Consider the following 14,796-nt stretch of genomic DNA (forward strand, 5'->3'; position numbering starts at 1 on the left):
ATTTACGGAATGACAGAAATGTAGCAGACGTCGATCGGTGCCGCACGGCTGTGCTCATCCATTGGTGAGGTTCTCGCGGGTTGCGTGTTGGACGAGTTGATGGATGCGGACCTGGCGATGGGCGGCGGCACGGTCGTGGTTCAGGGGGCTGTAGCGGTGCAGCAGCCCCAGCGCTTGGCCGCTCCCGGCCGGGGATCATGCGACGGCCGGAGGTGTTGCGTGTGGTCGGCATGGGCGGTGCGGTGCAGTACCGATCGTTCAAGGGGCGAACCGAGGCCGAGGGATCTGGCGCGGGGTCGGCGTCGGGCCGGTCAGACGATGGCGCGACCGCCGAGCACAGACCAGGTGATCTGTGCGGCATCGAGGCCGATATCCAGTGGCTGATGCGCCGGCTCGGGCTGGGTGGGCAGCCTGCCTGGTTCGACGACTTGGGGGATGCCGTCACAGGACGGTCCGTGGAGTCTCCCGGGCAGGAATGAGGCGCCGCTGGCCCAGTGCCCGGGGAGGGCCGGGGTACGGCGTTGAGATCGGCTGTTAGCTGGGCGGGGTGCTCAGGGGCAGGCGCAGCCCATGCAGGTGCCGGTGGGGCGGTCGGCGATGCGCAGGGTGCCGTGGTGGGCCTGGGCGGTCTGGCGCGCGATCGCCAGGCCCAGGCCGGTACCGCGCGGGTCGGCGCGGCGGGCGTCGGAGCGGCGGTAGAAGCGGCGGGAGTCGGCGTCGGGATCGGTCAGCGCCTCCTGCAGGCGGGTCTGCAGCCCGGTGAGGGGACTGCGCAGATCGTGGGAGGTGTCGGCGACGACCTGCCGCTGCCGCTGCAGTTCCTGGCGGGCCGCCGCTGCGTCGCGGCGTTCACCGGCTTGGGCTTGGCGCAGCCGCTGGTTGGTCTGCTCCAGCTCCCGCGCTCGCACGTACCGCTCGGCCTCCATCGCGGCCACGCCCTCGGCCAGCGCCTGCCGCAGCGTTCGCCGGTCACTGCCGTGGTCGGCGCGCCGTAGCTGCAGGATGAACTCGGTGATCAGGTAGCCGGTCCACCGTTTGTCGCCCCTGCACCCCCACCGGGCCTGCACGTCGTAGGGGAGACGATGCGTGGTCGGCCGGGTGGGACCCCGTTGCCGTCGGTGCGCGGGCGCACGGTGGTATCGGCGTCACCGTTGCCGTCGATGACCAGGAAGTGCTGCACGAAGATCTGGCGCAGCGCCTCGGCCTGCCGCGCTCGCGGACGAGTCTGGACGCCGAGGCGTCGCGGACGAGCTCTTCCAGTGCCGCACGGGCCTCGGTGATCAGCTCCAGCCGGGTGAGACCGCGGACGGCGGCCAGCACGTGGGTGGAGTCGGTGCGCTGCCGGCCCCGCCGTTTCAGCAAGCCCGCGGCCCGCATCCGCTCCAACGCCGGATCCAGCAGCCGGTCGGCCCGATCGTCGGCGGCGAAGTCGATCCGGCACCGCACCGCCTCGGCGGCCTGCCGGTCCGACAGGTTGAGCAGGAACCGGAGCACGCACACCGTGGCGAGTTGCGCCGGCGACAGGCCGGGACGTCCATCACGCGGATACCAAGAGGTGAAGTCCTCATCGCTCCACAGCCCATCGAGGTGATCGCGCACCCACATCGCTGCCGTCCCGGACGGATCGCTCGCACGCGCCGTACGTGCGGTGAGTTCTGGGATCTGCGGTCCCGGCCGGGGACGAACCGACACTTGACCACCTCGGGGGTAATGATCGACTTCACCAACCCCGGAGTCTTTCGGCTACCCCTCAGTCGCCCACCGTGACACGCCGACGATCGGCTGGGCGGGACCGGCGATGTGGACATCCAGCGGCGGGCGTGGCGGTGGGCGGTGGCCCACCGTACGCCTGCGGGTGAGCTACCGCCGGGGAAGGCGATCGGCAGCCAACTCGGGCGTTGTGAGCGCTGGGGAAGGCTGGTCAAGCAAGCCGGCCGCGCCGGACCGCTCGACGCCCTCGCCTCTTGGTGAGCCGCACGTACCAGGAGTAGTGCCTACGCGAGGGCGCCGCTACGAACCGTTTGTCCTCAGAAGGGCTGCGCGGGTTCTCCGTGCGGCATGTCCTCAAAGGGCACTGGCGCTACGCTGTCAGTTCAAAGCTTGTGGACATGAGCGAGAGGGTTTGCGACATGGCGCCAACTGGTGGGGCGCTCGCCGAGTTGCGGCGTACGAACCTGGAGAAGGTCGTTTCCGCACTGCGGCAGGGCGGTACGTTGTCGCAGTCCGAGCTCGCGAGGGTGACGGGGCTGTCGGAGGCCACCGTTTCGAATCTTGTCCGTGTACTCGTCCAGGATGGTCGGGTCAAACTCTCGAAGGGACGACGGAACGGCCGGAGCGTCAACCTGGTCGAGTTGGACGCGGCCGCCGGGGAGCTGGCGCTGGCCGTCACGGTCGCGCGCGAAGCGATCACCGCGGCGGCGGTCGACCACGAGGGCTCGGTCCTGGTCGAACGGTCGCGCCCGCGGGGCCCGGAGTCCCCCTATGGCGAAGAGCGGGCGACGATCGTGGAGCTGATCGAGGCCGTGCGCGCCGCGGACGGGGTGTCGTCGCGGCCGCTCGCCGGCGTGGGGCTGGCGCTGTGCGTGTCCATCGACCCCGTCTCGGACACCGTCCCGGAGGGGTTCGGCGGGCATCTGCCGGCGTTCGATCCGTCCTGGTACGGCGCCGACGTGACGGGCGAGCTGGGCGAGGAGACCGGCCTTCCCGTCCGGCTGATCAACGACTGTGACGCCGCCCTGCTGGCCGAGGTGCGGTGGGGCGCCGCGCGCGGCTGCCGGGATGTGCTCTACCTGCATCTGAGTTCGGGGGTCGGCGGCGCGATACTGCTCGGCGGGTTGCTGTACCGCGGCGGGCCGGGCGGGATCGGGGAGCTCGGGCACTCGTCCACCGACACCAGCGGCAGGCTCTGCCTCTGTGGGAACCGCGGCTGCCTGGAGACGAAGGTCGGCGGCGAGGCGCTGCTGAGTCACGTCGCCGACCTCCACGGAGACGACCTCACGCTCGGCCGGCTCGCCGAGCTGGCCCGCTCCGGCGACCCGGGCTGCGGCCGGATCGTCACGGACGCGGCGCAGGACATCGTCAGCGGGCTGGCGAACGTCGTCGCGGTGCTGGCGCCCGAGCGCTTCGTCCTGGGCGGTGAGCTGGCGGACGCCGGCCCCGCGCTGCTGGATCCGGTCAGCCGCGGGATGCGGCGGATGGCGAGCCCGCGCAACTGGCGCGGGAGCGTCGTCCTGGCCGAGCTGGGCGGCCATGCCATCGCGCGCGGGGCGGCGCGGTACGCCTTCGACGGCGCCGACCTTTGTCTTCAATCTTTGAAGTGATTTCCTAGTTCAAACTCTTTATCGATTTAGAGCTTGCGGTTGCCGCCGCACGCGCCATACGGTGTGCGAACAGTGAGTTAACAGCGCCGCCAGGATCATCTGGCCTGGTCATGTGCGCGTAGTAACTCATCGACTGCCTTCAAAGTATGGAGAGATCGTGGTCGGTACAACGAAGACCCACCGATGTGCGGCGCCGCGCCGTAACCGCCCGGCGGCCGTCCTGCGCCCTGCGGGCGTTCTGGGCGGCGCGCTGCTCGTGGCCGCGCTGGCGACCGCCTGCGGAGGCGCGGGCGGCGGATCCGCGGGAACGCCCGCGCGGCAGAATCCCGAGACGCTGACCATCGCGGTCGCGGCCCCGCCGCAGAGCCTGAATCCCGCGCTGGCGGGCAACGGGGACCCACTGATCATCCCGGTGGAACTCGCGTACGACCCGCTGATCTACCTCAAGTCCGACGGAAGTCTCGCGCCCGGTCTGGCGACCGCGTGGAAGTTCGTCGGCTCCGGCAACAAGGTGTTCGAGCTGGCGCTGCGCCCGGACGTGAAGTTCGCCGACGGATCGAGCTTGACCGCGCAAGGGGTGGCGGACTACTTCGCCTACTTCGCCAAGGCGGGAGGTCTGGGCGCGTCCCGCGTCCAGAACTTCGAAAAGGTCACCGTCACCGGACCGCTCAGCCTGCGAATCGAGCTGAAATCGGCGAATCCCGAACTGCCCTACATCCTCACCCAGGGTTTCGCGATCGGCGATGTGATCAGCCCGCTCGGGCTCAAGGACCCGAACAGGCTCGGCACCTCGACCGCCGGAGCCGGTCAGTACGTGCTCGACACCGGCGGAAGCGTCACCAACCAGACGTACGTGTTCACCCCGAACCCGAATTACTGGAACCGCGCGGCGATCAACTGGAAGAAGGTCGTCGTCAAGGTCATCCCCGACTCCAACGCCGCCCTCGGCGCCATGCGCACCGGGCAGGTCGACTACATGATCAGCGACACCAAGGGCGCCGACGCCGCGAAACGGGCGGGCTTCAACGTCAGCACCTGGCCGTACCTGTTCGGCCACATCCAGCTCCTCGACCGCGGCGGGACGCAGGTCAAAGCGCTCGGCGACGTCCGCGTCCGGCAGGCGCTGAACTACGCCGTCGACCGGAAGGCGCTGGCGAACGCGCTTTTCGGAAAGTACGCCACCCCGAGCGACCAGATCCTCCTGCCCGAGGCGGACGGATACGACCCGTCCCTGAACGGCCACTACCCCTACGATCCCGTCAAGGCGAAGAGCCTGCTCGAGCAGGCGGGCTATCCCGGCGGATTCTCGCTGGTCATGGCGGCCTTCAACCTCCAGCCCGGCGAGACCGACGCGGCCCAGGCCGTCGCCGGCTACTGGGCGAAGATCGGCGTCAAAGCCAAGATCGACGTCCCGGTCAGCATCAGCGCCTACACGAGCGGGCTCACCGGCAAGAAGTACCAGGCCCAGATGTTCGAATACGGCGGGCTACCGATGTATCTGGTGGCCGACCAGTTGCTCAACACCGGCAGCCTTTTCAACCCGTTCGCCAACACCCATCCCGAAATCACCAAGCTGATGCGCGACGGAGCCGCCGCAGACGACGAGTCGCGTCCGGCGATCTACAAGCGGCTGCAAAAGGTGCTCGTCGAACAGGCGTGGTTCGTTCCCTTCGCGAGCATCGACAAGGTCACGGTCGCCCGTCCCGGACTCCAGGGCGTCACGACCGCGCCGCGGGCCCTCGACCCGAACCCGGTGTTCTTCACCGCGGCCAAGCACTGACCTTTCGCGACGCGTCTTCGCTGAAGGAAAGGAATGCCCGATGAAACGCATTCTGATGCGCAGACTCCTGCTGTCCGTGCCGTTGCTGTTCGTGGTGTCGGTCGTGGTCTTCGTCCTCCAGTCGCTGATTCCCGGAGACGCCGCGAGCCAGCTGGCAGGGCTTCAGGCGACACAGGAGGACGTCCTGCGGCTGCGGCGGCAACTCGACCTCGACGAGCCGATATGGGCGCAGTACCTGCATTGGCTCAACGGCGTCTTCCACGGCTCGCTCGGCACCTCACTGACGAACAAGGAGCCGGTCACGACCGCGCTGGGCACGCGGCTGCCCGTGACGCTCTCCCTTGTGCTCGGCGCGACCGTCCTCGCCACCGTGCTCGGCGTCGTCCTCGGCGTCGCGAGCAGCAGGGCCGGCTCCCTGGCCGGACGCCTGGTCGACCTGCTCAGCGTCGGCGGTCTCGCGATCCCCGGCTTCTGGCTCGGCCTGCTGCTGATCTCGCTGCTGAGCGTCCGGCTCGGGCTCCTCCCGGCCACCGGATACGTCAAGTTCGCGGACTCGCCGGACGGGTGGGCGCGGTCGCTGCTGCTGCCGGTCACCGCGCTCGCCCTGGGCGGAGTCACGGCGATCGCCAAGCAGACGAGAGAGGCGATGCTCGACGTCCTCGGCCGTCCCCATATCGACAATCTGCGGGCGAACGGCGTCCCCGAACGGCGCGTCGTGTTCAAGCACGCGCTGCGGGGCGCGGCCATACCGATCTGCACGATGTCGAGCATCCTGCTGGTCGGCGCGCTCGGCGGCTCGGTCGTGATCGAGCAGGTCTTCGGGCTTCCCGGGCTGGGCGGCCTCGCGGTCAGCGCGACCGGCTCCAAGGACATTCCAGTGATCCAAGGTGTCGCCGTGTATTTCACGCTGCTGGTCGTCGCGGCCAATCTCCTGACCGATATCGCGTACGCGCTGATCGACCCGCGGGTGCGGGCGTCATGACCGCCCCGTCCGGCGCGGAGCCCGCTGCCCGCGCGCTGACCGGTGCGGAACTCGCCGGTGCCCCGTCAGGCGCCGGGCCCGTCATCGCGCCGTCCGGGCGTCCCGGTCTGGCGCGGCGGCTGCTCCGTCATCCGCTCGCGGTGGGTGCGCTGCTCTACCTGGCCGCCGTCGTCGTGCTCGCGATCTTCGCGCCGGTCTTCGCCCCGTACGGGCCGCAGGAGGCCGACCTCACCCGCGTCCTCGCGACGCCGACGGCCGACCACTGGCTCGGCACGGACTCGCTGGGACGCGACATCGCCTCCCGCCTGATGTTCGGCGCGCGTCCGGCGCTGACCGGCGTGCTCGTGACCGTCCTGGTCGCGGCCGTCATCGCGATCCCGATCGGGCTGTCGGCGGCGCTGTCGGGCGGCGCGGACCGGATCGTGTCACCGCTGGTCGACCTGCTCATGTCCATCCCGGCGATCGTGGTGCTGCTGATGGTGCTGGCCACCTTCGACCAGGAGCTCCTCGCCGCGATGGCCGCGCTCGGCGTGCTCACCGCGCCCGGCCTCGTCCGCGTCGTCCGCGCCGCGGCGCTGACCGTGGCGGGGGAGCCGTACGTCGCCGCCGCCCGCGTGTACGGGTTCGGCCGGCTCGCCATCGCGCTGCGGCACGTGCTGCCGCGCATCACCGGCCCCGTCCTCGTCAACCTGTCGCTCGTCGCCGCGACCGCCCTGCTCACCGAGACCGGGCTGAACTTCCTCGGGCTGGGCGTGCACCTGCCGGAGGCCAGCTGGGGCGGCATGGTGGCCGACGCCTCCGCGGCGATGAACCAGCAGAACTGGATGCTGGTCCCGACCGGCGCGGTCGTCGCTGGCACGGTGATCGCACTGGTGCTGCTCGGCGACGGCGTCCGCGACGCGGCGGCGGAGGGGTGGGCACGCCCGGCCGCCCGCGCCCGGCCGCCCCGCGCCGCCGCGGCGGGACCTGAGCGCGACCGGCGGCCGGACAACGCCGCACCGGCGGACGACCCGCCGATCCTGCTGCGCGTCGATGGCCTGGCCGTCGCCGTCCCCGGACCCGGCGGACGGCCGGCGCCGGTGATCGACGACGTGTCGTTCGACCTGCGGGCCGGCGAGACGCTGGGCATCGTCGGCGAGTCGGGCTGCGGCAAGACGATGACCGGACGCGCCGTCCTCGGCCTGCTGCCGGACGGCACGCACGTCACCGGCGGTTCGATCCGGATCGACGGCGCCGACGCCACCGCCATGGGCCGCCGCGAACGCGCCGGGCTGCGCGGCTCGACGATCGCGTTCGTCTCGCAGGAGCCGATGGCGGCCCTGGATCCGCTGTTCACCGTGGGCGGCCACATCGCCGAGGCCGTCCGCGTCCATACCGGCGCCGGCCGGGCACCGGCCCGGCGGCGGGCCGTCGAACTTCTCGGCCAGGTCCGGCTGCCCGACCCGGAGCGCGTCGCGAAGATGTACCCGCATCAGCTGTCCGGCGGGATGGCGCAGCGCGTCGCCATCGCGCTCGCGCTCGCGGGCGGCCCCCGGCTGCTGATCGCCGACGAGCCCACCACCGCGCTCGACGTCACCGTCCAGGCGGAGATCCTGCGGTTGCTGCGCACGTTGCAGCGGGAGACGGGAATGGCGATCCTGCTGATCAGCCATGACTGGGGCGCGGTGGGCGAACTCTGCGAGCGGACCCTGGTCATGTACGCGGGCCAGGTCGTGGAATCAGGACCGACCGCGACGATCGTCACGGCGCCGCGGCACCCTTACAGCGAGGGGCTGCTGGCCGCGAACCCGCAGCTCGGCACCCCGGGCGTGCCGCTCCACGTCATGCCCGGCGGCGTCCCCGCGCCGGGCGAATGGCCGCCCGGCTGCCACTTCGCCGCGCGCTGCCCCTACATGACCGACGAATGCACCGCGCACCCCATCGCCGTGGCGGGGACGGACGACCATCGCAGCCGCTGCCTGCGCGCACAGCCCGCGCACGTGATCGAGGCCAAGCCATGACCGAACCGCTGCTTTCGATCGACGACCTCACCGTCCGCTACCCGCGCCGGCGCGGCGGACCGGTCACCGCGCTGGACGGCGTCTCGCTCACCGCCGCGCACGGACGCACCGTCGGCCTCGTCGGAGAGTCCGGCTCCGGGAAATCGACGCTCGGCAAGGCGATCCTCGGCCTGGTCCCGGTCGACGGCGGCTCGATCACTTTCGACGGCCGCGACATCACCCGGGCCGGACGGCGCGAACGCCGGGAGCTGAGCCGCCAGATCCAGGTCGTGTTCCAGGACCCGTACGGCTCACTGAACCCGGTCAAGCCGATCGGCCGGACGCTCAGCGAACCGCTGCGCGTCCAGCGGACCATCGGCACGCGCGACGTCCGGGCCCGGGTGCTCGAAGCGCTGGAGCGCGTCGGGCTCCCGGCCACGGCGGCGGACCGCTACCCGGCCGAGTTCTCCGGTGGCCAGCGGCAACGCATCGCGATCGCCCGCGCCCTGGTCATGCGGCCGCGGCTGATCGTCTGCGACGAGCCGGTGAGCGCACTCGACCTCTCCCTCCAGGCGCAGATCCTCAACTTGTTCAACGAGCTCAAGGCCGACCTCGGCGTCGCCTACCTTTTCATCTCGCACGACCTCGGCGTCGTCCGGTACCTCGCGGACGAGCTGGTCGTCCTGTACCACGGCTCCGTCGTCGAGTCCGGCGCCACCCGGTCGGTGTACGACCATCCCCGCGCGGACTACACCAAGCGGCTCATCGCCGCGATCCCCCGGGCCGCGCAAGCCAACCCGCACGAGAAAGCTCCTTCATGCAGCAGCGAGTCATAGCCGACACCACGTCCGGGAAGGTCGGCGGCGTCCGGCACCGTGGCGTCGCGTCGTTCCTCGGCGTCCCGTACGGCGCGCCCACCGGCGGCTCGGCGCGGTTCCGGCCGCCGGAACCGGCGAAGCCCTGGCACGGCGTCCGCGACGCGACGGTCTTCGGCCGCGCCGCGCCGCAGAACGACATCCGGCTGGCGGCGACCGGCTCGTGGGTCGAGGCGATCGACTACCTCTACCCGCGGACCGGCTCGGCGCTCGAAGGTGTCCCGATGGGCGAGGACTGCCTGGTCCTCAACGTCTGGACGCCGGAGGCGGCGGCGCCAGGACGGCGGCCGGTCATGGTGTGGCTTCACGGCGGCGGCTACCAGCACGGCGCCGGATCGGAGTCGATGTTCCTGGGCGACCGCCTCGCCCGGCTCGGCGACGTCGTGGTGGTCACCGTCAACCACCGGCTCGGGATCTTCGGCTACCTGGCCCTGGACGCGCTCCTCGGCGCGGAGTTCGAGCACGCCGGGATCGCGGGGCTGCTCGACCTCGTGCTCGCCCTCGAATGGGTGCGCGACAACATCGACGGCTTCGGCGGCGACCCCGGCAACGTCACCGTGTTCGGCCAGTCGGGCGGCGGCGACAAGGTACGCAACCTGATGTCGATGCCGTCCGCGTCCGGCCTGTTCCACAAGGCGATCATCCAGAGTTCGCCGGGCCCGCTGGCGACGTCCGCGGAGGCCGCCCACGACCTCGCCGCGAGGGCCGTACACCTCTCCGGGCTGAGCCCGTCCCGGGCGCGGGAGCTGACCACCTGGGACACCGGGGCGCTCCTCGAACTCCAACGCGCCCTCACCGGAGACGTCATGGGCGGCTTCACCCTCGACCAGAACCTCCTGGACGCGGCCCAGGCGTCCTTCGCACCCCACCTCGACCCATCGCCCGCTCCGGAAGGCGCCGGGGTTCCCGTCCTCGTCGGCCACACCAGCCACGACGCCTCCCTCATCCTGTGCAACGCGCCGGAATACGCGACGTTCTCCGATTCGCAACTGCGCGCTTGGACGGAAGGCCGGTTCGACATCAGCGCCGACGCCCTCGCCACCGCCTACCAGGACCGGGTGGGCCCCGAACCGGCGCGGCTGCGCCTGGCCCGGATCGTGACCGACACGACCTTCGCACCGGCCGCGTTCGACCTCGCTTCGCAGTTGTCGGCGAGCCGGACCGTCTACTGCTACGAGTTCGCCTACCGGACGCCGATCCTCGGCGGGCTGCTCGGGGCGACGCACAGCCTCGACCTGCCGTTCGTCTTCCACAACGCCGAACTGTCACCGCTCGCGGGCGACCGCGGCGACCGCGGCGACGTCTCCACGCGCATGGCATTGGCGTGGACGTCCTTCGCGCGGAACGGCGAACCCGGGCATGCCGACATTCCGACCTGGGAGCCCTACACCCCGGAAACGAGAGCGACCATGCACATCGACAGCACCTGGAGCCTGCACACCGGCCAGGACCCGCGCGACCTTCCGACCAGGACCCGCGCATGACCAGCGCACCCGCATCAGGACCGCCGCCGAGCCGGCCGGGCCTGCCGAGCGAGGGGGGATTGCCGCCGGGCGAACCGGGACTGCCGCCGCGTCCCCGGCGGATCACCGGCGCGGCACCGCCCCACGACCTGTACGCGGACGCCGTGGTGGCGCGGATCCCCGGCTACCGCGAACTGACGCTCGACCTGCTGCGTCCGGTCGGCGCTGAGCCGGTCCCGCTCGTCGTCTGGATCCACGGTGGCGCCTACCTCGGCGGCACGCACCGGGAGATGCCCCCGCCGCTGCGGGCGGCCCGCCTTGACGAGCACCTGCTCGACGCTGGTTTCGCCGTCGCGCACGCGAGCTACCGCTTCAGCGGGGAGGCGCGGTTCCCGGCCCAAATACTGGACATCCGCGCGGCGATCCGCTGGCTGCGCCGCCATTCCGGCGAACTCGGAATCGACGCGACACGCTTCGGCGTTTGGGGCGAATCGGCGGGCGGCCATTTGGCGGCCCTCGCCTGCCTCGCGCCGGACGCCCCATTCACCGGCGACGACGACGGAGCCTCGCACGGCGTCGAGGAGGGAGAGCCGGCAGCCGGGGTGGCCGTGCAAGCCGGAGTCGTCTGGTACGCGCCGAGCGACTTCCGCACGATGCAGGGGCAGTCCGGGCCGGACTCGGTCATCGACCACGACGCCGCCCACGCGCCCGAGGGCCTCCTGCTGGGTGCGGCGATCCCCGCAGCGCTGAGCGCCGCCCAGGCCGCCAGTCCGGTGACCCACGCGCACGCCGGAGCGCCGCCTCTGCTGCTGGCGCACGGAGCCGCGGACCGGGTGGTCCCGGTCGGGCAGAGCGAGCAGTTGCACCGCGCGCTCGACGGGTGCGGCGCGGACAGCCGCCTCGCAATCGTCCCCGGGGCGGACCACTGCTTTCTCGGCGTCGACATCGAGCCCCTGGTCATGCAGGCGGTGGCGTTCTTCGCCGAGAAATTGGGCGAGGCCCCTGTAGGAGAGGCTCCGCCATTGATCGAAGGTGAGGGTCCGCGTTGACGGAAACCGCGCATTCCTGCCAGATTCCCCGGCCGCTGCTGCTCACCGTCGAGATGAGCGACGGAGCGCGCCTTTCGGTGCTCCGCTATCCGTCATCGACCGGCGCACCGGCTCCGGCGGTCGTGGTGATCACCCCGTACCGCAAGGAATCGGCGATGCACATGGAATTGCTCGCCCGTCCCATCGCCGAAGGCTACGAGGTGCTCGTGGCGGATGTCCGCGGCTTTGGCGGCTCCACCGGAGCCTACAGCGGTGTCCTGTCGCCGCGTGAGATCGACGATGGCGTGGAACTGCTGGAATGGATCGCCGCCGCCGATTTCTGCACCGGCCGGACCGCCCTGGTCGGCGGCTCCTACTCGGGTCTGAACCAGCTGCTGATCGCGCAACGCGACCCCCGGAGCCTCCGCTGCATCGCGCCGTGGGTCGCACCCGCCGACACCTACCGCGACATGTGGAAGCGAGGTGGTATCCCGTCGCACACAGCGTGGGGAGCCGGCACGTTCCTGAACAGCCAGCGGCCGGAGGCCCAGGCGGCCATCCTGCAGGCGTTCTATCGGGACATCGTCGGTACCGGGCTCGACGGCGAGCTCTTCCGGGCCAGTTCGCCCGATCTGGCGTCGATCCATACCCCCGCCTTCTTCGGAACCGGCTGGTTCGACTACTTCCTGGCCGGCACGGTCCGCGCGTTCCGATCGCTCTCCGGCCCGAAGCGCCTGCAGATCGGCCCGTGGAGCCACGAACCGTTCCTGACCGAGGAGCGCCGGCAGGAGCTGTCGCGGTGGCTCGGCTACTGGCTGCGCGACATCGGCGACAACCCCTGCACGCCCGAGGCCAACGCCGTCTTGTGGTGCGTTGGCACGGAGGAGTTCCACACTCACGGCGGATGGCCCGCCACCTCCGACATCGGCTGGCGGCGCTGGGCGCCGGTCGACGAGCCGACAACCGTGCCGATCCTGCCGTCCGCCGCCGGCGTGCCGCCGCCGCCCCCAACCCAGGTTCACCTGATGGTGGACGTCTCGACGAACTCCGGTTGGCGGCTATGGGGAGAGGCGACCACGTTCAACTCAGAGCCCTGCCGGGAGCCGGTGCGCCTGCTCGGACCGGTGGCATTGCATGCGGTGCTGGCCGCCGAGGGCTGCTCCGACTTCGACCTCAATGCGCGACTGTCGATCGTGAAGGCCGACGGCAGCGTCCGGCAACTGACCGAAGGGCGGCTCCGCGCATCGCACCGCGCGCTCGACGAGGATCGCAGCGAGCATGCGCCCGGCGGCGAGGTCGTCCTGCCCTGGCACCCGCACGAGGCGGCTGAACCTGTGCCGGACGACGAACCGGTGCGGCTCGTGGTCGAGATCTACCCGATCTGCCTCCAACTGTCGCCCGGAGAGCGGCTGCGGCTGGGGCTGACCCTCACCAGAAGCGACGACAGCGACGTCCCGGCCGACGCGATGCTCCTACCGGAGACCGTCGTCCTCCTCCCACGCAGCGTGTCCTGACCGGAGACGGGCAGTTCGTCCAGGATCCAGCCCATGCGCTTGGTGTTGGCCAGGGTCAGCGACCGTCCGATGACGGTCATTTCGGGAAAGCGTTGGGCAATGAATGATTCCAGGCGGTGACTATCGGGAATTGAGCGGACCCAGCCGTTGATGACGAGGTTGTGTTGTAAGGTCACCGAAGCGCACATGCGCACTTCGGGAATAGCGGCGAGTGCCGGGCCGATCCGGTCGAGGGCGTCGGACGCCACGGTGGCGTGGTAGGTGACGAAAACCGGGTACGGCGACACGCCTTGCGCGAGTTCACAGCGTGCCCTGACGATCTTGCTCCGCAGGAGGCGGCTCATTCGGCGCCGTACCGTTGATTCGCTCATTCCGACGATTTCTTTAAGTTTGTTCTGTATCTGCGTCGCAGAGTCTCATGCTAACGGCACTGTTTGGCACTGGCCCAGGTCAGATGCCCTGTCGGCACTGTTACGGAGGCCCTCGTGCGCCTTGCATCCGTCATCCTCACGGTGGCGCTCGCCGGGATGGTCGTCATCGGCGTGATCGGCCTCCTCGGCCGCCGCAGGCCCGCCGCGAATCTGGAGGAGTGGAGCGTCGGCGGACGCAACTTCGGGTCGCTCACCACCTGGGTCCTCCAGGCGGGCGAGATCTACACGACCTTCACCTTCCTCGGCCTCGCCGGGCTGGCCTACGCCGGCCGTGCTGTCGGCCAGGAACGAGAAGTCGCTGCGCCGCAACAGCATCTGGATGCCCGTTTACGGCGCCACCCAGGCGATTCCCATCCTTCGTGTTCGACCTCGGCCAGGGCGCCGACGCCGACGACCGCATCGAGAAAACCCCCGGCTTCGACGCCGGCTACCAGGCGGCCAAGGCCGCCAAGCCCGGACGCGTCGACATGGGCAGCGTCGGCGCGGGCACCGGCGCCGGTACCAGCGGCCCTCCGGGTATGCGCCTGAAGGGCGGCGTTGGTACCGCCAGCATCCAGCTCGGCGACGGCCTGGTCGTCGGCGCGCTCGTGGTGCTCAACTCCGGCGGCAAGGTCTACAACGAGGCCGCCGGCTGCGAGCGGTACACCCTCTACATGGAGGTCGGCAACGAGTTCGGCGCCACCCGACGCCCGCCGCGCGGCTGCAAGACCGCCGCCTCCACTCCCAAACAGGCACCGGGTTCCGGCCCGATCGACCCCAATCTCGACGAGAACACCACCATCGGAGTGGTCGCCACCAACGCCGAACTCACCGTCGCGCAAGCCGAGAAACTCGCCCAGATCGCGCACGACGGGCTGTCGCGAGCGATCCGGCCCGCCCACACCATGGGCGACGGCGACACCACCTTCGGTCTCAGCACCCGTACCGCCGCCGCACCCGACGGCGGCACCTTCGGCGCGTTGCTGGACGCCGCCGCCAGCAGCTTCAGCCGGGCCACCCTCCACGCGGCCCTGGCCGCGACGCCGCTCGGCGGCCGCCAACCCTACTGCCAGGTGTTCGCAGGCGCCTGTGACAGCCGCCGCACCCCGTCCACCAGCGGCACTTCTAGGCCGATCGCACTCAGTCCCGCTGGCGCCACATCCACCCCTCCGTTCGCGCCGACCAGCGGATCCACCGCGCTGATCACCATTCCCCGTGCTGATCAGCGCTGCGGGGGTGTGGACGCTGCGACGTCGCCGGCGCGCCGGGCTCGCCCGCCGTTAGGCCGGTCCCGAATCGAGTGACGACGCCAATGTGCGACGAAAGGCAGCGAGGTCTCCGGCAGATGGTTCATCGATCAGAAAGAACCGCCTCCCGGAGACCTCGTGGCCGCATGCGCTGCGGAAAGTTGCCCTTGCATCCATGTCGGCATGTTGTATACATTG

The 14,796-nt window shown here is 70.7% G+C and carries 12 protein-coding genes; 10 read left to right on the forward strand and 2 right to left on the reverse strand.

Annotated features, from left to right (window positions below; genetic code table 11):
• Positions 1-212 precede the first annotated feature (212 nt).
• Positions 213-479: a hypothetical protein gene (locus ETD83_RS16425; RefSeq protein WP_138646003.1), complete on the forward strand. Its 267-nt coding sequence runs from the start codon at positions 213-215 to the stop codon at positions 477-479.
• 72 nt (positions 480-551) lie between these two features.
• Here ETD83_RS16425 and ETD83_RS16430 read toward each other — a convergent pair whose 3' ends face one another.
• Positions 552-1,067 carry an ATP-binding protein gene (locus tag ETD83_RS16430; RefSeq protein WP_138646004.1) on the reverse strand — a complete coding sequence of 172 codons (516 nt, stop codon included), beginning with the start codon at positions 1,065-1,067 and terminating at the stop codon, positions 552-554.
• Entirely contained in the window at positions 970-1,605 is a 636-nt protein-coding gene (locus ETD83_RS45355; RefSeq protein WP_268920463.1) for a transposase, read from the reverse strand. The genes ETD83_RS16430 and ETD83_RS45355 overlap by 98 nt, the downstream gene beginning before the upstream one ends.
• A 503-nt stretch (positions 1,606-2,108) precedes the next feature.
• On the opposite strand from ETD83_RS45355, the gene ETD83_RS16440 reads away from it, so the two are divergent.
• The 9 genes from ETD83_RS16440 (at position 2,109) to ETD83_RS16485 (ending at position 14,655) form a co-directional block, all read left to right on the forward strand.
• A complete protein-coding gene (locus tag ETD83_RS16440; RefSeq protein ID WP_138646005.1) occupies positions 2,109-3,320 on the forward strand; it encodes an ROK family transcriptional regulator in 1,212 nt (403 codons plus the stop codon).
• Between the two features lie 157 nt (positions 3,321-3,477).
• The gene (locus ETD83_RS16445; protein WP_171064244.1) at positions 3,478-5,100 is read left to right on the forward strand and encodes an ABC transporter substrate-binding protein; all 1,623 of its coding nucleotides are present in this window, start codon (positions 3,478-3,480) and stop codon (positions 5,098-5,100) included.
• 40 nt (positions 5,101-5,140) lie between these two features.
• Entirely contained in the window at positions 5,141-6,082 is a 942-nt protein-coding gene (locus tag ETD83_RS16450) for an ABC transporter permease (protein WP_138646007.1), read from the forward strand.
• Positions 6,079-8,082 carry a dipeptide/oligopeptide/nickel ABC transporter permease/ATP-binding protein gene (locus ETD83_RS16455; protein ID WP_138646008.1) on the forward strand — a complete coding sequence of 668 codons (2,004 nt, stop codon included), beginning with the start codon at positions 6,079-6,081 and terminating at the stop codon, positions 8,080-8,082. The genes ETD83_RS16450 and ETD83_RS16455 overlap by 4 nt, the downstream gene beginning before the upstream one ends.
• Entirely contained in the window at positions 8,079-8,897 is an 819-nt protein-coding gene (locus ETD83_RS16460; RefSeq protein WP_138646009.1) for an ABC transporter ATP-binding protein, read from the forward strand. Before ETD83_RS16455 ends, ETD83_RS16460 begins: the two co-directional genes overlap by 4 nt.
• Positions 8,879-10,420 carry a carboxylesterase/lipase family protein gene (locus tag ETD83_RS16465; protein ID WP_138646010.1) on the forward strand — a complete coding sequence of 514 codons (1,542 nt, stop codon included), beginning with the start codon at positions 8,879-8,881 and terminating at the stop codon, positions 10,418-10,420. Before ETD83_RS16460 ends, ETD83_RS16465 begins: the two co-directional genes overlap by 19 nt.
• Positions 10,417-11,448: an alpha/beta hydrolase fold domain-containing protein gene (locus ETD83_RS16470; RefSeq protein WP_138646011.1), complete on the forward strand. Its 1,032-nt coding sequence runs from the start codon at positions 10,417-10,419 to the stop codon at positions 11,446-11,448. The genes ETD83_RS16465 and ETD83_RS16470 overlap by 4 nt, the downstream gene beginning before the upstream one ends.
• Positions 11,445-12,941: a CocE/NonD family hydrolase gene (locus ETD83_RS16475; RefSeq protein WP_205717711.1), complete on the forward strand. Its 1,497-nt coding sequence runs from the start codon at positions 11,445-11,447 to the stop codon at positions 12,939-12,941. Before ETD83_RS16470 ends, ETD83_RS16475 begins: the two co-directional genes overlap by 4 nt.
• A gap of 790 nt (positions 12,942-13,731) precedes the next feature.
• Entirely contained in the window at positions 13,732-14,655 is a 924-nt protein-coding gene (locus ETD83_RS16485; RefSeq protein WP_138646012.1) for a P1 family peptidase, read from the forward strand.
• Positions 14,656-14,796: the final 141 nt, after the last annotated feature.

Source organism: Actinomadura soli (assembly GCF_005889715.1).
GTDB lineage: Bacteria > Actinomycetota > Actinomycetes > Streptosporangiales > Streptosporangiaceae > Spirillospora > Spirillospora soli.

Coding starts and splice junctions, on each gene's coding strand:
- ETD83_RS45355 (WP_268920463.1), bottom strand. CDS start 1,605: ATGTGGGTGCGCGATCACCTCGATGGGCTGTGGAGCGATGAGGACTTC.
- ETD83_RS16440 (WP_138646005.1), top strand. CDS start 2,109: ATGAGCGAGAGGGTTTGCGACATGGCGCCAACTGGTGGGGCGCTCGCC.
- ETD83_RS16450 (WP_138646007.1), top strand. CDS start 5,141: ATGAAACGCATTCTGATGCGCAGACTCCTGCTGTCCGTGCCGTTGCTG.
- ETD83_RS16455 (WP_138646008.1), top strand. CDS start 6,079: ATGACCGCCCCGTCCGGCGCGGAGCCCGCTGCCCGCGCGCTGACCGGT.
- ETD83_RS16460 (WP_138646009.1), top strand. CDS start 8,079: ATGACCGAACCGCTGCTTTCGATCGACGACCTCACCGTCCGCTACCCG.
- ETD83_RS16465 (WP_138646010.1), top strand. CDS start 8,879: ATGCAGCAGCGAGTCATAGCCGACACCACGTCCGGGAAGGTCGGCGGC.
- ETD83_RS16470 (WP_138646011.1), top strand. CDS start 10,417: ATGACCAGCGCACCCGCATCAGGACCGCCGCCGAGCCGGCCGGGCCTG.